This is a genomic window from Streptomyces sp. CRCS-T-1, assembly GCF_024442335.1.
Taxonomy (GTDB): Bacteria; Actinomycetota; Actinomycetes; order Streptomycetales; family Streptomycetaceae; genus Streptomyces; species Streptomyces koelreuteriae.
In genome coordinates this window covers 6,957,089-6,976,353 of record NZ_CP101651.1, presented here as the reverse complement: position 1 = coordinate 6,976,353, position 19,265 = coordinate 6,957,089, and the positions used below count along the sequence as shown (strand labels likewise).

At 70.8% G+C, this 19,265-nt stretch carries 20 protein-coding genes; 9 read left to right on the top strand and 11 right to left on the bottom strand.

Annotated features, from left to right (window positions below; all coding sequences use genetic code 11):
- Window positions 1-46: 46 nt before the first annotated feature.
- The 3 genes from NNW99_RS31625 to NNW99_RS31615 form a co-directional block, all read right to left on the bottom strand.
- Window positions 47-754, bottom strand: coding sequence for a methionine ABC transporter permease (locus NNW99_RS31625; protein ID WP_215122570.1), 708 nt, complete (start codon window positions 752-754; stop codon window positions 47-49).
- Window positions 751-1,785 (bottom strand): methionine ABC transporter ATP-binding protein, encoded by a 1,035-nt coding sequence (locus NNW99_RS31620; protein WP_215122569.1) that lies wholly within the window; start codon window positions 1,783-1,785, stop codon window positions 751-753. Before NNW99_RS31620 ends, NNW99_RS31625 begins: the two co-directional genes overlap by 4 nt.
- A gap of 379 nt (window positions 1,786-2,164) precedes the next feature.
- Entirely contained in the window at window positions 2,165-2,815 is a 651-nt protein-coding gene (locus tag NNW99_RS31615; protein WP_215122568.1) for an HAD family hydrolase, read from the bottom strand.
- Between the two features lie 69 nt (window positions 2,816-2,884).
- On the opposite strand from NNW99_RS31615, the gene NNW99_RS31610 reads away from it, so the two are divergent.
- On the top strand, window positions 2,885-3,244 hold the full coding sequence (locus tag NNW99_RS31610) for a hypothetical protein (protein WP_215122567.1): 360 nt from the start codon (window positions 2,885-2,887) through the stop codon (window positions 3,242-3,244).
- Window positions 3,225-3,656: a hypothetical protein gene (locus NNW99_RS31605; protein WP_215122566.1), complete on the top strand. Its 432-nt coding sequence runs from the start codon at window positions 3,225-3,227 to the stop codon at window positions 3,654-3,656. The genes NNW99_RS31610 and NNW99_RS31605 overlap by 20 nt, the downstream gene beginning before the upstream one ends.
- Before the next feature lie 68 nt (window positions 3,657-3,724).
- On the opposite strand, the gene NNW99_RS31600 is transcribed toward NNW99_RS31605, so the two are convergent.
- From NNW99_RS31600 to NNW99_RS31590, 3 genes are all read right to left on the bottom strand, one after another.
- Window positions 3,725-4,222 (bottom strand): GNAT family N-acetyltransferase, encoded by a 498-nt coding sequence (locus NNW99_RS31600; protein ID WP_215124528.1) that lies wholly within the window; start codon window positions 4,220-4,222, stop codon window positions 3,725-3,727.
- A gap of 57 nt (window positions 4,223-4,279) precedes the next feature.
- Complete coding sequence (locus NNW99_RS31595; RefSeq protein ID WP_215122565.1) at window positions 4,280-4,774, bottom strand: RNA polymerase sigma factor; 495 nt, start codon at window positions 4,772-4,774, stop codon at window positions 4,280-4,282.
- A 74-nt stretch (window positions 4,775-4,848) separates the two neighbouring features.
- Window positions 4,849-6,021, bottom strand: a complete 1,173-nt coding sequence (locus NNW99_RS31590; protein ID WP_215122564.1) for a glycerophosphodiester phosphodiesterase — start codon at window positions 6,019-6,021, stop codon at window positions 4,849-4,851.
- Window positions 6,022-6,409: 388 nt separating this feature from the next.
- On the opposite strand from NNW99_RS31590, the gene NNW99_RS31585 reads away from it, so the two are divergent.
- Window positions 6,410-7,084 (top strand): 1-acyl-sn-glycerol-3-phosphate acyltransferase, encoded by a 675-nt coding sequence (locus NNW99_RS31585; protein ID WP_215122563.1) that lies wholly within the window; start codon window positions 6,410-6,412, stop codon window positions 7,082-7,084.
- 56 nt (window positions 7,085-7,140) lie between these two features.
- On the opposite strand, the gene NNW99_RS31580 is transcribed toward NNW99_RS31585, so the two are convergent.
- The 5 genes from NNW99_RS31580 to NNW99_RS31560 form a co-directional block, all read right to left on the bottom strand.
- Entirely contained in the window at window positions 7,141-8,670 is a 1,530-nt protein-coding gene (locus NNW99_RS31580; RefSeq protein ID WP_215122562.1) for an MFS transporter, read from the bottom strand.
- On the bottom strand, window positions 8,667-9,218 hold the full coding sequence (locus NNW99_RS31575; protein ID WP_215122561.1) for a TetR/AcrR family transcriptional regulator: 552 nt from the start codon (window positions 9,216-9,218) through the stop codon (window positions 8,667-8,669). The genes NNW99_RS31580 and NNW99_RS31575 overlap by 4 nt, the downstream gene beginning before the upstream one ends.
- A 99-nt stretch (window positions 9,219-9,317) precedes the next feature.
- Window positions 9,318-10,289, bottom strand: coding sequence for an aldo/keto reductase (locus NNW99_RS31570; protein WP_215122560.1), 972 nt, complete (start codon window positions 10,287-10,289; stop codon window positions 9,318-9,320).
- A gap of 152 nt (window positions 10,290-10,441) precedes the next feature.
- A complete protein-coding gene (argH, locus tag NNW99_RS31565) occupies window positions 10,442-11,875 on the bottom strand; it encodes an argininosuccinate lyase (RefSeq protein WP_215122559.1) in 1,434 nt (477 codons plus the stop codon).
- Window positions 11,876-11,973: 98 nt separating this feature from the next.
- Window positions 11,974-13,167, bottom strand: coding sequence for an argininosuccinate synthase (locus tag NNW99_RS31560; RefSeq protein ID WP_215122558.1), 1,194 nt, complete (start codon window positions 13,165-13,167; stop codon window positions 11,974-11,976).
- A 239-nt stretch (window positions 13,168-13,406) separates the two neighbouring features.
- Here NNW99_RS31560 and NNW99_RS31555 point away from each other — a divergent pair, with 239 nt between their 5' ends.
- The 6 genes from NNW99_RS31555 (at window position 13,407) to NNW99_RS31530 (ending at window position 19,200) form a co-directional block, all read left to right on the top strand.
- Window positions 13,407-14,348, top strand: a complete 942-nt coding sequence (locus NNW99_RS31555; protein WP_215122557.1) for a hypothetical protein — start codon at window positions 13,407-13,409, stop codon at window positions 14,346-14,348.
- A 109-nt stretch (window positions 14,349-14,457) separates the two neighbouring features.
- On the top strand, window positions 14,458-15,045 hold the full coding sequence (locus NNW99_RS31550; RefSeq protein ID WP_215122556.1) for a pyridoxamine 5'-phosphate oxidase family protein: 588 nt from the start codon (window positions 14,458-14,460) through the stop codon (window positions 15,043-15,045).
- Window positions 15,046-15,048: 3 nt separating this feature from the next.
- Window positions 15,049-15,747, top strand: a complete 699-nt coding sequence (locus NNW99_RS31545; protein ID WP_215122555.1) for a L,D-transpeptidase — start codon at window positions 15,049-15,051, stop codon at window positions 15,745-15,747.
- A gap of 136 nt (window positions 15,748-15,883) precedes the next feature.
- Entirely contained in the window at window positions 15,884-17,266 is a 1,383-nt protein-coding gene (locus NNW99_RS31540; RefSeq protein ID WP_215122554.1) for a ferric reductase-like transmembrane domain-containing protein, read from the top strand.
- Window positions 17,267-17,306: 40 nt separating this feature from the next.
- Window positions 17,307-18,404, top strand: coding sequence for an FMN-binding protein (locus tag NNW99_RS31535; protein ID WP_215122553.1), 1,098 nt, complete (start codon window positions 17,307-17,309; stop codon window positions 18,402-18,404).
- A 55-nt stretch (window positions 18,405-18,459) separates the two neighbouring features.
- Complete coding sequence (locus NNW99_RS31530; RefSeq protein ID WP_215124527.1) at window positions 18,460-19,200, top strand: FAD:protein FMN transferase; 741 nt, start codon at window positions 18,460-18,462, stop codon at window positions 19,198-19,200.
- Window positions 19,201-19,265: the final 65 nt, after the last annotated feature.

Here is a 19,265-nt window from a genome sequence, read left to right as displayed (position 1 = left end):
TGGCCTTGCGAGTGGTGCGGCCCCGTCGTGGGTGGACGGGGAGCTTTCAGGAAGCGGCCTTGAGCAGCCGCAGTTTCGGCGCGGGGCCGGAGTGGGCGCCGCGGCGGTGCAGGGAGCGGGCCGCGTAGTCGCCGGCGAACTGGATGAGCGAGATGACGACGGCGAGGATCGCGACGGTGATCCACATCAGCTGGGTCTCGAAGCGCTGGTAGCCGTAGCGGATGGCGATGTCGCCGAGGCCGCCGGCGCCGACCGTGCCCGCCATGGCCGAGTAGCCGATGAGGGCGACGATCGTGGTGGTGGTGCTGGAGATCAGCGACGGCAGGGACTCGGGGACGAGCACCTTGCGGACGATGGTCCAGGTGTTGCCGCCCATGGCCTGCACGGCCTCGACGAGCCCGTGGTCCACTTCGCGGACGGCCGTCTCGACCAGGCGCGCGAAGAACGGGATGGCTCCGACGGCGAGCGGCACGATGGCGGCCTCGACGCCGATGGTCGTCCCGGTGATGGAGCGGGTGAAGCCCATCAGCGCCACCATCAGGATGATGAACGGCAGGGAGCGGGCGATGTTCACGATCTGCCCGATGACCTTGTTGGCGGCGAGGTTCTGGAGCAGGCCGCCGCGGTCGGTCAGGACCAGCAGGATCCCGAGCGGAAGTCCGCCGATGACGGCGATGAGTGTGGACCAGCCGACCATGTAGAGCGTGTCCCAACACGCCTGTTCCAGCAGTGGCTGCATCTCGGACCAGGTCACTTGACACCCTCCTTCACCAGTTCGGCCTCATGGCCCAGGACGTCGATCTGCAGGCCCTGTTCGCGCAGGAACCCGATCGGTACGACGTTGTCCTCGTAGCGGCCGGGCAGTTCGATGCGCATCCGGCCGACCTGGAGGCCGCCGACGGTGTCGATGGCCGCGCCGAGGATCGATATGTCGATGTTGTAGGTGCGGGCGAGCTGCGAGATGACCGGCTGGGTCGCGCTCTCGCCCTGGAAGGTGACGTCGACGACGGTGCGGTCGTCGCCGGAGGCTTCGCCGCCGAGCGGGAACAGCGCGGAGGCCAGCTCGGAGCCGGGGGTCGCGAGCAGTTCGCTGACCGTGCCCGACTCGACGACGCGGCCGTTCTCCATGAGCGCGGCGGAGTCGCAGACCGACTTCACGACGTCCATCTCGTGTGTGATGAGCAGGACGGTCAGGCCGAGCTGCCGGTTCAGGTCGCGCAGCAGCGCCAGGATGGAGCGGGTGGTCTCCGGGTCGAGGGCGCTGGTGGCCTCGTCGGACAGCAGCACCTTGGGGTCGACGGCCAGGGCGCGGGCGATGCCGACGCGCTGCTTCTGGCCGCCGGAGAGCTGCGCGGGGTAGGCGCCCGCCTTGTCGGCGAGGCCGACCAGGTCGAGCAGTTCCAGCGCCTTGCGGGAGCGTTCCTTGCCGGACTTGCCGAGGATCTCCAACGGCAGCTCGACGTTGTCCTGGACGGTCCGGGAGGACAGCAGGTTGAAGTGCTGGAAGACCATGCCGATCCGGCTGCGTGCCTCGCGCAGTTCCTTTCCGGCGCGCGGGCCGCGGCCGGCCAGGGCGGTGAGGTCCTGTCCGGCGACGGTCACGGTGCCGGAGGTGGGGCGTTCCAGCAGGTTGACGCAGCGGATGAGCGAGGACTTGCCGGCGCCGGACTGGCCGATGACGCCGAACACCTCGCCCTCGCGGACGTGCAGGTCGACGCCGTCCAGGGCGGTGACCTCGCGGCCGCGCGAACGGTAGACCTTGGTCAGGTCCGTTGTGGTGATCACGTGGGTTTCCGTCACTGTCGAGTGCGCGGGCGTGGGTGTGCCCGGGCACAGATGCGTTCGTTCAGGGACGCGACACGGTTCTCGCTGGGGCGGGGAACCGGGGAGAACATGCGCGCGGGGCGGCTTGGCGTCTCGCACCGCTCAGGGCGTGCGGACCTGCCGCTGTCTCGCTTCGGGGCGCGAGCTCAGGGGGTGGTGCGGGGGCCCTCTAGAAGGCGCACATTCGACACATACAACGAGCACCGGGCGTCATGGTCGCCTCGGTCGCGGGGATGCGGTCGCTCGTCGTGGTCATGGTCGCCAGTAAAACACGCGTACGGTCCTGACAGTCACGCCGCTGTCCGCATGCTGGACAGCGGTGAACAGGGGCCGGCAGGCGTCAGCCGCGGAGGGAGATTTCCACCCCCTGCTCGGTGACCAGTGCGGACAGGGCCGACAGGTTCTCGACGATCAGGTCGGCCTCGAGTTCGTGGGCCTGGTGGGTTGTGGTCAACGCCACGGTGGTCATACCGGCGGCCCGGCCGGCCGTGAGACCCGCGGGGGCGTCCTCGAAGACGACGCACCGGGCCGGGTCGACGCCGAGGGTGCGGGCGGCGAGCAGGTACGGCTCGGGGTCGGGCTTGCCGCGGGTGATGTCGTCGGCGGCGACGAGCGTCTTGGGGAGGATGCCGACGGCGTCGAGCCGCGCCTCGGCCAGCCGCCGGGTGGCGGAGGTGACGACGGCCCAGCGCTCGGCGGGCAGGGAGTCGAGGAACGCGCGCGTCCCGGGCAGGAGGTGCACACCGCCGTGGGGCACGTCCTCCACCTCCAGGTCCTCGATCCGCGCGAGGGCCTGCGGCACGATCGCGGCGGGCAGCAGGTCGGCGGCTATCTCGACGGCCGGCCGGCCGTGCAGTTCGACGCGTGCGAAGTCCTCGGCCGTGATCCCGTACTCCACGGCCCACCGCGTCCAGCAGCGGTCCACCGAGTCGAGGGAGGAGACCAGGGTTCCGTCGTTGTCGAACAGCAGGGCTTGCGCGTGGATCTTCATGCCCCCGACCCTACGGTGCGGGCCAGGGCCGGAAGCATCGGGCCTTTTCGGCCGTAATAAGGTCGCAGCATGCTTGCTGCTCTGACGCTGGTGACCGGCGTCGCCGCGCTGCTGCTCGCCGCCTGGTGCGGCCTCGCGGCCTACCGTGACCAGCCGACGAAGGACTGGCACTTCATCGGGATGGCCGTGGTCACCCTGCTGTCGCTGGTGCAGCTGGTGGTGGGGATCGTGCTGCTGGCGCAGGGCGAGAAGCCGGAGCAGGGCACGACGATCTTCGTGGCGTATCTGCTGGGGGCGTTCGCGTGCGTCCCGGCGGCGGGGTTCATGTCACTGGCCGAGCGCACGCGGTGGGGCTCGGTGACCGTTGCCGCCGGCGGTGTGGTGCTGGCGGTGCTGGAGGTGCGGCTCTATGACATCTGGGGAGGCTGAGGTGACTCGGCAGCGGCTGATCAGTGGGCCGGGCACGCTGCTGGTCTGGCTGTACGGCGTGATGGTCGTCGGGGCGGTGTCGCGGTCGGCGTATCAGATCGCTACGGAGTTCGACCGGGCGCCGCTGGCGTACTCGCTGTCGGCGGTGGCGGGGCTGGTGTACGGGTTCATCACGTACTCGTTGGTGCGGGGTGGGGAGACTGCGCGGCGGGCGGCGCTGGTGTGTTGTGTCGCGGAGTTGGTGGGTGTGCTGACGGTGGGGACCTGGACGTTGGTCGAACCGTCCGCGTTTCCTGACGCGACTGTGTGGTCGGACTTCGGGATGGGGTATCTGTTCATCCCGGTGTTGTTGCCGCTGTCCGCCATTTACTGGCTTCGGGCTTCGCGTTCGCGGGATGGGGATGCCGCCTGAGGTGAGCAGGCGGCCGCGGGCCGGATGTGGCTTGTCGCGCAGTTCCCCGCGCCCCTAAAAGGCCGGCATCAAGCCGTCGCCGCGTAGGCGCCGGCCGGCTTCTCCAGGACGATCATGGGGATGCCGTCCGCGCCCTGGGACGTGCCCACCGTTTCGTAGCCCACCTTGCGGTAGAGGCGGAGGTTGCCCTCGTTGCGGTGGCCGGTGTGGAGGCGGAAGCGCTTGGCGCCGTGCTGGCCGGCGAGGGCCGATTCGGCCGCTCGGAGGAGGCGGGCTCCGATGCCGTGGCCCTGGAGGCGCGGGTGGACGCAGAGCTTCCCGATCGCGGCGGCGCCGTCCTCGGTGACCGAGCCGCGGACCGAGCCGACGACCTCGTCGCCGAGCCGGGCCACGAAGACGCAGTCCCGGGTGACCTCCTCGCGGACCGAGTCGAGGGTTTGGACGAGCGGGTCGATGCGGTAGTTCCCGTACAGCGCCGCCTCCCGCTGGAAGCACAGGTACTGCAGCCTGAAGATCTGCTCCGCGTCCTGCTCGGTCGCCGCAGAGATGGTCACGCTCATGCCCATGTGCGCACGCCTCCCGCTCATCTGATCACCTGTCGTCCCCCACTCCTATCCCCGTCCTCAGTGGGCCGCAACCTCCGGCGCGAGCAATCTGCGCAGACATCCCAGGCATCTGGAACGTTCCGGGCCAAGACTCCCCTGTGACATACCCAACTCCCCTGCGATTTCCCGGTATGTCAGGTCCTGTGGGGAGAGCAGCGCCTCGATCAGCCGGGGGCAGCGGCCCGGGAGGCGGCGTACGGCCGCGCGCAGGGCACGGCCGCGGGCGGCGGTGAGGGCGAGCTGCTCGGGGTCGCGGTCACTGTCGTCGACGGGTTCGCCGACGTACGGCCGTTCGAGGCGGCTCGTACGGCGGGTGCGGCGGGCCTCCGAGCGGACGGCGCGGCGGAGCCACCCCTGGGGGTCGAGCGGCGGGTCGTCGGCGTCGAGGCGCTCCAGCAGGCGGAGCCAGACCGCCTGCTCCAGGTCGCTCGGCTCGGTTCCGGCGGCATATGCCTCCGCGGAGGCCTCGGCGGTGAGCAGCGGGCTCAGGGCGGTGACCAGGTCGGGCGTCATATGCGGAGCGACGCGGCCGCCCGGGCGGCGGGTTGCCCGGGCGGCCGAAGCTCACTCGACCGGGTGGTGTGAGCTCAGCTGTTGACGAAGTCCTCGCGGGCCAGCACGCCTGTGTCGGGCTGGTCGGTGAAGACGCCGTCGATGCCGGTCGCGAAGTACGCCTTGTACGCGCCGAAGACATCACCGTAGGCGTCCGCTTCCGTGCCCTTGCGGAAGTTCGCGGGCAGGAAGGGGTTCTCGTTGCGCAGGGTCCACGGGTGCAGGATCAGCCCCACCTTGTGCGCGTCCGCGACGAGCGTCGTCGGCTGCGTGAGATTGCCCTTGGCGTCGCGCGGGATGACCAGGTCGAGGGTCGGGCCGATGCCCTGCGCGTAGGAGGCGATCTCCCGGAGGCCGGCCGGCTTGACCAGGTCGGCGACGGTGCGCGGGTCGCCCGTCTCGACGAAGTCCCAGGGGCGGGTGTCCGCCGACGACAGCAGGACGACCAGGGGGTTGTCGACGAGCTTGTTGAGGCGCTCGATGCTGGTCGGCTCGAAGGACTGGATGACGACCGGGGAGGTCCGCCGGTCCTTGCGGTACTTGCGCAGCACCTTGGCGACCCGCTCCTCCAGCGGCAGGCCCTGCTTGCGGAAGTAGGTGGGGTGCTTGATCTCGGGGTAGATCCAGACCTGCTTGCCGCGCTTGCGGGTCTGCTCGTCCTGCCACTTCAGGACTTCTTCGAAGGTGGGGATCTCCCAGCGGCCGTTGTAGAGGGTGTTGTGCGGGCGGTTGGCCGGGATGCGCTCGATCGCGCGCAGCGTCTTCAGCTCGGCGAGCGTGAAGTCCTCGGTGAACCAGCCGGTGGTGGAGACACCGTCGAGGAGCTTGGTCTTCTTGCGGCCGGCGAACTCGGGGTGGTCGGCGACATCGGTGGTGCCGCCGATCTCCGGCTCGTGCCGGCAGACCAGGTGCCCGTCCTTCGTCGGCACCAGGTCGCCCGCCTCGACGATGTCGGCGCCCAGGTCGAGGGCCAGCTGGTACGAGCCCAGCGTGTGCTCCGGGCGGTAGCCGCTGGCTCCGCGGTGGCCGACGATCGTCGGCTTGGGCAGGCTCCCCAGTCCGCCGCGTCCGCCGCCGTGCCGGGAGCCGTCCGCTCGCGCGGTGCCGGTCATGCCGAGGACCGCTCCACCGGCGGTGAGCACCGCCGCGCCGAGCAGGGCCCGCCGTCCGGTCCCGCTCGTTTCTTCGTTCGACTCCTGCGTTCCCATGTGAGCGCCCTCCCTGCCGTTCGACTCGTCACTGCGGGCTGATCGTAGGGGCGCGTACATGACGGGTGGGAGACCCCGCGCGGAACACGCGGGTGACGCCGGATGTCGTAGTGGCTGGTGGGGAGGGTGATCTGACGATTCGTCGCACCCCGTTCGATTCGGCGCGGCGGTTCTGGGAACGCGTCCGGTGGCGTCCGAGGCGATGTCCGTCACATCATGGCGGCCGGGTTACAGACCGCCGATGAGGCGCCACCGCAGGTAAACACGCGTCAACAGTGCGTAAGGCCTCGGTTAAGTCGTCGTGCCCGATGTGCGCGACCCCCGGGGCCACGAGTATCGTCCCCACCTGCACATACTCATACAGATTCCCTTGACACCGGAGGGTCCGTTGTCCCGCTTCGCGCTCATCAAGGCAGTGCTCGGTCCGGTCATGCGCCTGATGTTCCGCCCACAGGTGGAAGGTGCGGAGCACATTCCCGGCGACGGTCCGGTCATCCTGGCCGGCAACCACCTGACGTTCATCGACTCGATGATCCTGCCGCTGGTCTGCGACCGGCAGGTGTTCTTCATCGGCAAGGACGAGTACGTCACCGGCAAGGGCCTCAAGGGCCGGCTGATGGCCTGGTTCTTCACCGGCGTCGGCATGATCCCGGTCGACCGCGACGGCGGCCGGGGCGGGGTCGCGGCCCTGATGACCGGGCGCCGGGTGCTGGACGAGGGCCGGGTGTTCGGCATCTACCCGGAGGGCACCCGCTCGCCCGACGGGCGGCTGTACCGGGGGCGTACCGGTATCGCCCGGCTCACGCTGATGACGGGCGCGCCGGTGGTGCCGTTCGCGATGATCGGCACGGACCGGCTGCAGCCGGGCGGCGCGGGTCTCCCCCGCCCGGGCAAGGTCACCGTGCGGTTCGGTGAGGCGATGGAGTTCTCCCGGTACGAGGGGATGGACCGGGACCGCTATGTGCTGCGGGCCGTGACGGACTCGGTGATGAGCGAGGTCATGCGGCTGTCCGGGCAGGAGTACGTGGACATGTACGCCAGCAAGGCCAAGGAAGCCGCCTAGTTCTGCGGGCCGCGGGGGTGTGAGGGCGACAAGCTCTCACACCCCCGCGGGCTTTCTCAGTGTTCCGTCCCGCTCTCCAGTCGCTGCCCCCGCATCAGGAACCACGCCGCCACCGCCGCGGCCAGCAGGACCGCCGCGCCGACCCCGGCGGCGAGGGCCAGGCCGTCGACGAAGGACGTGCGGGCCGCGTCCAGCATCACCGCCGCGCTGTGCGCGGGCATGCTCGCGGCCGCCTCGACGGCACCGCCGAGTGACTCGTGGGCCGCGGCCGGGGTGCCCGCCGGGCCGGTGAAGTCGCGGTAGACGCCGGTCACGATGGAGCCGAGCACGGCGATACCGAGGGCCGCGCCGAGTTCGTACGCCGTCTCGGACACGGCCGAGGCGGAGCCCGCCTGCTCCTTGGGCACGCTGGAGAGGATCACGTCGGCGGTGACCGTGAAGGAGAGACCGGCACCGACGCCGACGACCAGCAGCGCGGACCCGAGCAGCGGGTAGCCGGTGGTCTGGCCGATCACCGTGAGCGCGGCCAGCGCCAGGCCGATCGCCGCCAGACCCCCGGCGACGACGGCCCGCACCGAGAAACGGCGGGCCGCGCGCCCCGCGGCCAGTCCGGCCACCACCGCGCCGATGGCGGCGGGCAGCTCGGCCAGACCCGCCTCGAAGGGGCGCCTGCCCTGGACAAGTTGCAGGTACTGGGAGAGGAAGAACACCAGCCCGGACAGGCCGAGAATGGTCAGCAGGTCCGCCAGTACGGCTCCGCTGAAGCCGCGGTGGCGGAACAGCCGCATGTCCAGCAGCGGGGCGGGGAGCGTGAGCTGACGGCGTACGAACCCGTACAGGGCGGCCGCGCCCAGCAGACCGGCGGCCAGGGTGGCCCAGGCGAAGCCGTGGGTGGCGGCCTCCTTGATCGCGTACACGACACCGACCATGCCGACCAGCGACAGCACGACGCTGACCAGGTCCCAGGGCCCGGCGTTCGCGGTCCGCGACTCGGGCAGCAGCTTGATGCCGACGAGGACCAGGACCGCCATCACGGGCAGGTTGATCAGGAAGACCGAGCCCCACCAGAAGTGCTCCAGCAGGAACCCGCCGACGATCGGGCCCACGGCCGTACCGGCGGAGGCGGTGGCGCCCCAGATGCCGACGGCGAGACTGCGCTCGCGCGGGTCGTGGAAGAGGTTGCGGATCAGCGCGAGCGTGGCCGGCATCAGGGTGGCACCGGCGACGCCCAGCAGGGCCCGCGCGACGATCATCATCTCGGGGGTGGTGGCATAGGCGTTGAACACGGATATCGCGCCGAACGCCGTGGCACCGATCAGCAGGATCCGCTTGCGGCCGATGCGGTCGCCGAGGCTGCCCATGGAGACGAGCAGACCGGCGATGACGAACGAGTAGACGTCGCCGATCCACAGCAGCTGTGTGCCGGAGGGCTTCAGGTCCTCGCTGATGTAGGGGGTCGCGAGACCGAGCACGGTCGCGTCGACGGCCACCAGCAGCACGGCGAGCACGAGGACGGCGAGTGCGAGCCAGCGGCCCGGGCGCTTCACCGCCTCGGTCGCTTCCGCCGTCTGCAAGGTGCTGGTCATGGTTCCTCTCTCCGTAGTGCGCCGCCGAGCAGCAGCTCGACGATCATGTGCTGGAAGTCCTTGGGGGCACCCTTGCCGCTGTGCACCATCCAGGCGCCGGAGGCCATCAGGCCGTAGAGCGCCTCGGTGAGCCAGGCCGGGGTGAGGTCGATACGGAACTCGCCGCCGAGCTGGCCGCGCCGGAACAGGGCGGAGATCCGGTCGTCTATCAGGGTCCAGCCCGCGTTCATCTCCTCGCCCTCGAACAACTGGTTCTCGGAGTAGAGGAACGCGAGCAGTCCGGCGACGGGCTCGATGGCCCCGACCAGTCGGCGTACGGCGTCGCTCGCCGTGCCCTCGTCGAGCCGGGCCGCGTCCAGGGCGGCCTCGCACTCCGCGATGCCCAGCGACTCCAGGGCGCGGACGAGGACGTCCCGTCCGGCGAAGTGGCGGTGCAGCGTGGCGCGGCTGATCCCGGCGGCCTTGGCGACCTCGTCCATGGTCGCGGTGGATTTACGGGTCAGCAGGGCCGCGGCGGCGCGCAGCACGTGATCAGGATCGACAGCCATGAGACGAGCATAGCCCAGATGAGACAATGATGTCTCATCCCGGGCATGCTTGGCTCACGGCCGGCGGTTTACGGAGAGGTGATGCTCAGTACTCAGCGCTCAGTGCCAGGGCAGCTGACCGCGCCGCTCCCAGTACGCGTGCGGTTCCTCGACCAGCGTGGCGAGGCGGGTCAGCTGGTCGTCGTCGAGGTCGACGGCCGCGGCGTGCAGGTTCGAGGCGAGCTGGTTGGTGGTGGCGGCGCCGGATAGGACCACACCGGCCCAGGGCTGTCGCAGGATCACGGCGAGGGCGACGGCGTCGCAGCCAAGGTCCGCTTCCTCGGCGACCTCCCGCAGTACGTCCGGGGCGTGCGGCCCGGCGAGCCGGCCGTTGGCCATGCCCTCCTTGACGATCACGGTGAGCCCGGCGTCGTGCGCCTCGGCGAGGGCGGGCGCGGCGGAGGTCTCCAGCGCGTTGTACGTGGACTGGACGGTACGGAAGAGGGGTTCGCCGTCGACCGTCACGGCGAGGGCGGCGCGGATGGCGTCCGCCTGGGCCGGGCCGCTGGTGGAGAAGCCGATGGTGAGGCCCTGGGCCGCGGCCTCCGCGAGCTTCGCGTGCAGTTCCTTGTCGGTGAGGGCCGGGCTGTCCGGGGTCACCGAGTGGATCTGGTAGAGGTCGAGCCGGTCGCCGAGCAGCTCGTCGCTCTCCGCGCGCTGCCGTTCGTAGGTGGGCAGGGCGTGGTCCTTGACCTCGTGGTGGTCGGCGTCGGTGGACCAGTCGGCGGTGTAGGTGTAGCCCCACTTGCTGCCGACGACGATGTCGTCGAAGGCGGGCCTTGCGTGGAGCCAGTCGGCGAGGAACTCCTCCGAGCGGCCGTAGGAGCGGGCGGCGTCGAAGTAGCGGACGCCTTGGGCGTATGCGGCGTCGAGGAGTTCGTGGGTGCGGTTGCGGAGTGTCTCTACGCTGCGGTCTTCTCCGAGGTCTTCGTCTCGGCCGAGGTTGATGTAGCCCGGGCGTCCTACGGCGGCGAGGCCTAGTCCGATGTGACAGGTGGGAGTGGTTGCGGTCGCGAGGCGGGCGAAGGGCATCGCGGGCTCCGTTCGGTCGGCTCCGGTTCGGCTTCGACCCAACGTAACCCGCGATGACCTTCGCCTCAGAGCTCGGGACTTGCGGTGTTTTGCGGGTGCGGGGTTGTGGGGGCTTGTCGCGCAGTTCCCCGCGCCCCTAGAGGGCGATTCCCTCAGGCCTGCTTCTTGGCCACTGCCCACTCGTGCTGGGCCGACACGTCCGCCTTCACCTCTGTCAGCTGGGTGGCGACCGCGCTCGGGGCCGTGCCGCCCCTGCCGTTGCGGGAGGCCAGGGCGCCGGGGACGTTGAGGACGGTGCGGACCTCGGGGGTCAGGTGGGAGGAGATCTTGGCGAACTGCTCGTCCGTCAGCTCGTCCAGTTCCTTGTTCTCCGCCTCGGCGACCTTCACGCACTCGCCGGCGACCTCGTGGGCGACGCGGAAGGGGACGCCCTGCTTGACCAGCCACTCGGCGATGTCCGTGGCGAGGGAGAAGCCTGCCGGGGCCAGTTCCTCCATGCGCTCGCGGTGGACCGTGAGGGTGGCCATCATGCCGGTGAAGGCCGGCAGCAGGACCTCCAGCTGGTCGATGGAGTCGAAGACCGGCTCCTTGTCCTCCTGGAGGTCGCGGTTGTACGCGAGGGGAAGGGCCTTGAGCGTGGCCAGCAGGCCCGTCAGGTTGCCGATCAGACGGCCGGACTTGCCGCGGGCCAGCTCCGCGATGTCCGGGTTCTTCTTCTGCGGCATGATCGACGAGCCCGTGGAGAACGCGTCGTGCAGGGTCACGAAGGAGAACTCCTTCGTGTTCCAGATGATGACCTCCTCGGCGATCCGGGAGAGGTTGACCCCGATCATCGCCGTGATGAAGGCGAACTCGGCGACGAAGTCACGCGAGGCCGTACCGTCGATGGAGTTGCCCGCGGAGCCGTGCTCGAACCCGAGGTCCTTCGCCACCGCCTCCGGGTCCAGGCCGAGGGACGAACCCGCCAGGGCGCCCGAGCCGTAGGGCGAGACGGCCGTGCGCGCGTCCCACTGGCGCAGTCGCTCCGCGTCCCGGGAGAGGGACTGGACATGGGCCAGGACGTGGTGCGCGAAAAGGACCGGCTGCGCGTGCTGGAGGTGCGTACGGCCGGGCATCGCCACGTCGGGGTGCGCCTCGGCGAGGCCGATCAGGGCGTCCTGGAGCTCCGCGATCAGGCCGCCGACGACCCGGGCGTGGTCGCGCAGGTACATCCGGAAGAGGGTGGCGACCTGGTCGTTGCGGGAGCGGCCCGCGCGCAGCTTACCGCCGAGGTCGGGGCCGAGCCGCTCCAGCAGGCCGCGCTCCAGCGCGGTGTGCACGTCCTCGTCGGCGATGGTGCCGACGAAGGAGCCGTCGGCGACGTCCGCTTCGAGCCGGTCCAGGCCTTCGAGCATCCTCGTCAGCTCGTCGTCCGTGAGCAGTCCTGCCTTGTGCAGCACGCGCGCGTGCGCACGCGAACCGGCGATGTCGTACGGCGCGAGCCGCCAGTCGAAGTGGACGGACGCGGACAGCTTCGCCAGGGCCTCGGCGGGACCGTCGGCGAAACGGCCGCCCCAGAGCCGGACGTCACCGCTGTTGCTGCTCACTTGCGTTGCTCCTAGAGAGGTGTGGATGTGACGCGGACCTGTGGATGCGGGCCGTAGGACGAAGACCTTTATACGCCCGGGCCGGGTCCCGTGAACGCCTACGCGAGGTCGCGCTTCGCCGCGATCTTCGACGACAGGCTGTAGATGTCGATGAAGCCCTTGGCCGCGGACTGGTCGAAGGTGTCGCCCGTGTCGTAGGTCGCGAGGTCGAAGTCGTACAGCGACTGCTGCGAGCGCCGGCCGGTGACGACCGCGCGGCCGCCGTGCAGGGTCATCCGGACGTCGCCGGTGACGTGCTGGTTCGCCTCGTCGACGAAGCCGTCCAGGGCGCGCTTGAGCGGGGAGAACCACTGACCGTCGTAGACCAGCTCGCTCCAGCGCTGCTCGACGCCGCGCTTGTAGCGGGCGAGTTCACGCTCGACGGTGACGCTCTCCAGCTCCTGGTGGGCGGTGATCAGAGCGATGGCGCCCGGGGCCTCGTAGACCTCGCGCGACTTGATGCCGACGAGCCGGTCCTCGACCATGTCGATCCGGCCGATGCCCTGGGCGCCGGCGCGCTCGTTGAGCTGCTGGATCGCCTGGAGGACGGTGACGGGCCTGCCGTCGACCGCGACCGGGACGCCCTCCTTGAAGGAGATGATCACCTCGTCGGGCTCCCGGGGGAGAGCCGGGTTCTCGGTGTACTCGTAGATGTCCTCGATCGGCGCGTTCCAGATGTCCTCGAGGAAGCCGGTCTCGATGGCGCGGCCGAAGACGTTCTGGTCGATGGAGTACGGCGACTTCTTGGAGGTCGCGATCGGCAGGCCCTTGGCCTCGCAGAAGGCGATGGCCTTGTCGCGGGTCATGGCGTAGTCGCGGACCGGGGCGATGCACTTCAGGTCGGGGGCGAGGGCGACGATGCCGGCCTCGAAGCGGACCTGGTCGTTGCCCTTGCCGGTGCAGCCGTGGGCGACGGTGGTGGCGCCGTGCTTCCGGGCGGCGGCGACGAGGTGCTTGACGATCGTCGGCCGGGACAGGGCGGAGACCAGCGGGTAGCGGTCCATGTAGAGGGCGTTGGCCTTGATCGCCGGGAGGCAGTACTCCTCGGCGAACTCGTCCCTGGCGTCCGCCACCTCGGCCTCGACGGCACCGCAGGCGAGCGCGCGCTTGCGGATGACGTCCAGGTCCTCGCCGCCCTGGCCGACGTCGACCGCGACCGCGATGACCTCGGCGCCCGTCTCCTCGGCGATCCAGCCGATGGCGACGGAGGTGTCAAGACCGCCTGAGTAGGCGAGTACGACGCGCTCGGTCACGGGTTCTTCCCCTCATACTGCGAATACCGACCTGCATGAGTATGCAGAGCGCTGCATGATTCGTCAATCCGATGCGGGTCCGGGCGCGAAGCCGACAGCGGTTATTGGTCAGGCCGAGAAGAATTTGAAGATCCTTTGAACGCGGGAAACCGCTTACTCGTACCTCTCGCCGAACGCAGGCGCCGCGTTTCAGCACACCGAGGACACCCCCGTCCCCCGACCCCTAGTGAGGCATCCGCATGTCCAGGGCTCTTCCGAAGTACAACAAGCGTCGCGTCGCGTTCATCGGCGGCGCCGCCGCGGTGGCACTGTCCGGCACGGTGATCGCCGGCTTCGCCCTCGCCGGGGAGGAGACGCCCGCGAGCGGTGGGACGAACGCCCGGACGCTGGCGGGCCCCGGCACCATCTCGTGCCCGGACGTCACCGGGCAGCTGCCCGCGGTGCCCGCTTCGGCGCAGGCGGAGGTCGACAGCAACCTCGCCCAGCTGAACACCCAGATCCAGGAGGCCAACAAGCGCCTCGTCGACACCGTCGGCCAGGGCGGACCCAACTTCGTCCAGAACGCCATCCTCGGCCCGCTGGAGGACAAGCGCGTCGCCGCCCTCAACCGCATCGAGACCGCCATCGGCCGCGCCGCCGAGAAGCCCGAGGGGCTTGAGGCCTTCGCCGCCTGCCAGCTCGACGCCGACGGCGGCGCCGGGGCGGGCGAGGCGGCCGAAGGCGAGGCGGGCGCCGGTGAGGAGGCCGGTGCCGAGGCAGGTGCGGGCGCCGAGGCCGGAGCGGAGGCGGGCGCCGAGGCCGGAGCCGAAGCGGGTGCGGGTGCCGAGGCCGGTGCGGGTGCCGGCGAGGACGCGGGCGCGGGTGCGGGCGAGGCGGGGAACGCCGGCGCCGGTGCCATCAGCTGCCCGGACGTCACCGGCGAGCTGCCCGCGATCCCCGCCTCCGCGCAGGCCGAGGTCGACCGCAACCTGGCGCAGCTGGACACCCAGATCGCGGAGGCGAACAAGCGCCTCGTCGACACCGTCGGCCAGGGCGGACCCAACTTCGTCCAGAACGCCATCCTCGGCCCGCTGGAGGACAAGCGCGTCGCCGCCCTCAACCGCATCGAGACCGCCATCGGCCGCGCCGCCGAGAAGCCCGAAGGCCTCGAGGCCTTCGCCGCCTGCCAGCTCAACCAGTGAGGTGACAGGCGCTGTGGCCGCCCCGAGTGAGCGCCGGCCGGGGCGGCCACGGGCCCCTCGCTCATAATTCCTTAGACAGTCGAAAGACCTGCGCCCATAATCGTTTGACATGGGAAAGACTCATGAGCGCATAGACGGCCGGCTCCGCTCGTTCATCGAGGCGCAGCCGGTCTTCTTCACCGCCACCGCTCCCCTGTCCGCCAACGGCACGGTCAACCTCTCCCCCAAAGGGCTCAAGGGCTCCTTCGCGGTGCTCGACGAGCACACCGTCGCCTACCTCGACTTCGCCGGTTCCAACGCCGAGACCATCGCCCATCTGCGGGAGAACGGGCGGATCACCCTGATGTGGTGCGCCTTCCAGGGCCCGCCGAACATCGTCCGCGTGCACGGGCGGGGCGAGCCGGTCTTCCGCGACGACCCGCGCTTCGGGGAACTCCTCGCCCGCTTCCCGGACATCGACCCGTCCCAGCACGGCCTGCGCGCGATCATCGTCGTGACGGCCGAACTCGTCCGTGACACCTGCGGCTACGCGGTGCCCTTCATGGAGTACGAGGCGGAGCGCGATCTGCACTCCAAGCGCTTCGCGCGCGAGGACGACGCCTCGCTCGACGCCTACTTCACCAAGAAGGAACACATCGCGACCAGCCTGGACGGACTACCCGGGCTGCCGTTGCCGCTGCCTCCCTCTACGGTCTGAGACATGCGCCCCGGTGCCGTCGCCCTCGCCGTCTCCTCCCTCCTCACGCTCGGGGCCGTGCCGCCCGCACAGGCGGCGCCCCTGCCGGACCGGATGGCGGACACCGGCGGCGGCACCCAGCTCCTCACCGCGGTGGCCCCGGAGCGGGCCTCCACCAAGGGCACGGTCACCTGGTGGGACCGCAAGGGCGGGCGGTGGGTGAAGGCCGGCTCCGCGCCCGCGCGCTTCGGAGCGAACGGCCTCGTCGAGGGCACCGCCCGCAGGCAGGGCACCGACACCACACCCACGGGCCTGTACGGACTGCCGTACGCCTTCGGCATCAAGGCGGCGCCGCGGGGGACGGCGTACACCTACCGCCGGGTGCACCGGGACTCCTGGTGGTGCCAGGACAACGACTCCCGCTCCTACAACCGCTGGACCGAGCCGCGCGCGGCCGACTGCCGGGCCGCCGAGTCCGAGCAGCTCATCACCTACCGGGCGCAGTACGCGTACGCGCTGGTCATCGACTTCAACTACGAGCGTCCCGTCCGGGGGCGTGGCGCGGGCATCTTCCTGCATGTCGACGGGCGGGGAGCGACGGCCGGCTGCGTCTCCGTGCCGAGGGACGCGATGCGGCGGATCCTCGTCTGGGCCGATCCGGCGAAGCATCCCCACATCGCCGTCGGGACGAAGAGCGGCACCACCGGCGTCACGCGCTACTGACGCGGGGACGCCAAGCGGGCGCGCGGGCGTATTACCGCCGGTCACTTCCGTCCGCACATGACTCGGTACGCGGCTGAACACTCCCGTGTCCCGACACGTATCTGTGGGCCAAGGGTCAAGTCCCCACGGAGGAACCGTGACCACCACGCTCGCAGGCGGCCGTGCCGCCCGTCGCCAGACGATGCGCCGCATCCGCCCGCGCCGCTCCCCGGCCGTCCCGCTGCTGATCGCCCTGTGGGCGGGAGCGGCGGCCGTGCTGTGGCTGTGGTGGGACAACACACCGTCCCTCGCGGACAACGCGAGCAAGATCCTGGCCGCCGGCCGGATCACCGGCCTGCTCGCCGGCTATCTCATGGCGCTGGTGGTGCTCCAGATGGCCCGGGTGCCCGCGCTGGAGCGCCGGGTGGGTACCGACCGGGTCGCCCGCTGGCACGCCATGACCGGCCGCTACACGCTCTGCCTGGTCCTCGCGCATGTCTTCCTCACCATGTGGGGCTACGCCCTGCAGGCGGGCAAGGGACTCGGCGACATCGTCCAGCAGACGACCGACTCCATCAACCAGCTGCCTGACATGGGCAAGGCCGCCATCGGCACGGGCCTGCTGTTCGTCATCGGGATCCTCTCGATCGGCGGGGTGCGCCGGATGATCGGGTACGACACCTGGTACCACGTGCACCTGCTCACCTATGTGTCGGTGTACATGACGTTCTGGCACCAGATCACGACCGGCAACGAGTTCGCCGTCGAGCCGGCCGCGAAGACCTTCTGGTACGGGCTGTACGGCGTGGTGACCGCGCTGGTGCTCTGGTACCGGATCATCACCCCGATCCGTCTGAACCTGCGGCACCGTATGCGGGTCGAGGCGGTCATCGAGGAGACCCCGGGCATCGTGTCGGTGCTGATCGGCGGGCGCAAGCTGCACCGGATGGGCGCGGAGGCCGGGCACTTCTTCCGCTGGCGGTTCAAGGCGCCCGGCATGCGCTTCAGTTCGCACCCGTACTCCCTGTCCGCGGCGCCCCGACCGGACATGCTGCGGATCACCGTCAAGGCGATCGGCGACCACACGTCCCGGCTGCGCGAGCTCCAGCCCGGCACCAAGGTGTGGGCCGAGGGCCCGTACGGCGCGATGACCGCGCAGCGCCGCAGCCGCGGCAAGGTACTGCTGGTCGCGGGGGGTGTCGGCATCACTCCGATGCGGGCCCTGTTCGAGACGCTGCCGGGCGCGTCCGGCGACATCACCCTTCTCTACCGGGCCAATACCACCCAGGACCTGGCGCTGTGGGGCGAGCTGGCCAAGATCGCCGACGAGCGCGGCGCGCGGCTGATGTACGCAGTCAACAGCCCCGACGGGGAGCGCCCCGACATCTCCGCGGAGTCCCTCCAGCGGAAGATCCCCGACGTCGACGACCACGACGTCTTCATGTGCGGGCCGCCCGGCTTCGCGCAGTCGGTCTACGAAGCACTGCGCGGCGCGGGAGTCCCCGCCCGCCGTATCCATCACGAGTCGTTCGAGATGTGAGCGACGGGACATCAACGGCCCTTCAGGAGCTTGAGAAACGATGAGGAAGTCTCACCCCGTCCGGCGTGCCGTGCTCGCCGGCGCAGCCACCGTCTCCGGAATCGTGCTGCTGCTGTCCATGAAGCCGGCCTCCGACCCGGGCGGTGCCCAGGCGGCCGGCGGCCAGGTCCCGCCCGCCGCGGCCGGGCAGGCGCCGCAGGGCGGCGTGAACGGCGCCGTCACCGGTGACGCGCAGCAGACGGAGTACGGCCCGATCCAGGTCCGTCTGACCATGAGCGGCGGAAAGATCACTCAGGCCGAGGCGGTCCAGGCCCCCAAGGGCGGACGCAGCGACCAGATCACCGCCAGCTCGGTACCCCGCCTCAACCAGGCGGCGGTCGCGGCGCAGAGCGCGGAGATCGACGCCGTCTCGGGCGCCACCTACACCAGCGCCGGCTACAAGAAGTCCCTCCAGTCGGCCCTGGACAAGGCCAAGGCCGCGGGCGGTGCAGCGCAGGGCTCGGGCAACGCCCAGACGCTCACCGGCGACGCGGTGCAGACGGAGTACGGCCCGGTCCAGGTCCGTGTCACGGTCGCGGGCGGGAAGATCACCAAGGCCGAGGCGGTCCAGGCCCCCAAGGGCGGACGCAGCGACCAGATCACCGCCAGCTCGGTGCCCCGCCTCAACCAGGCGGCGGTCGCGGCCGGGAACGCGCAGATCGACGCCGTCTCGGGCGCGACCTACACGAGCGCGGGCTACAAGAAGTCGCTCCAGTCCGCGCTGGACAAGGCTCCGGCAGGGGGCGGCGGCGCCGCGCAGGACTCCGGGCAGGGCGCAGGTGCGGGTGCGGGAGCGGGAGCGGGTGCCGGGGCGGGCAGTGCCCAGGCCAAGACGGTCACGGGCACGGCCGCGCAGACCCAGTACGGTCCCGTCCAGGTCCGGATCACCGTCGCGGGCGGGAAGATCACCAAGGCCGAGGCGGTCCAGGCCCCCAAGGGCGGACGCAGCGACCAGATCACCTCCTCCTCCGTCCCCCGCCTCAACCAGGCCGCCGTGGCTGCCGGGAACGCGCAGATCGACGCCGTCTCCGGTGCCACCTACACCAGCGCGGGCTACAAGCAGTCCCTCCAGTCGGCGCTGGACCAGGCCGGTGGCTGACACGGTGGCCGACTCCGCACAGGCTCCCGCCGCGGCACGTCATGTGGAAGAGACGATGGGGACCGTCTTCTCCCTCGACGTCCGCGGCGGGGAACCGGCCGCCGTGCGCGCGGCCCTGGACGAGGCCGTCGCCGGACTGCACCGCGTCGACGAGGTGTTCAGCACCTACCGCGAGGACAGCCAGATCGCCCGGCTGCAACGCGGTGAACTGACCGTCGCGGAGTGCGATCCCGAGGTCGCCGAGGTCCTGGAGCTGGCCGCCGAGGCGGAACGGCTGAGCGACGGCTGGTTCAGCACCACGTACCAGGGCCGGCTCGACCCGACCGGCATCGTCAAGGGCTGGGCGGTCGAGCGGGCCGCCCGGCGGTTGTCGGCGGTGCCGGGCGTGTGCGGGGTGAGCGTCAACGGCGGCGGCGATGTGCAGCTTCTCGGGGCGCCGGGGGCGCAGCGGCCGTGGCGAGTGGGGGTGTCGGACCCGTTGCGGCCGGGGGGTCTCGCGGCGGTCATCTCGGCCGCCGGGGTGGACGAGTTGTCCGTGGCGACGTCCGGTACGGCGGAACGGGGCGCGCACATCCTCGACCCGCGCACGGGGCACTCGGCCGTGACCGACCTGGTCGCCGTGACGGTGGTGGGCCCTCGACTCACCTGGGCCGACTGCTGGGCCACTGCGGCGTTCGCGATGGGGTCGCGGGAGGGGTTGGCGTGGCTGGAGTCCCTGCCGGACGTCGAGGCCTTGCTGATCACGGCTGGTGACGAGGTGCGCTGTACTGGGGGGTTGGCGGCGCGGCTGGGGTGACGTCGGGCTGAGGTCGGGTGTGTCGCTCACCCGCGCTGGCGGGGTGCCGCTGCGCCCACCCGTGC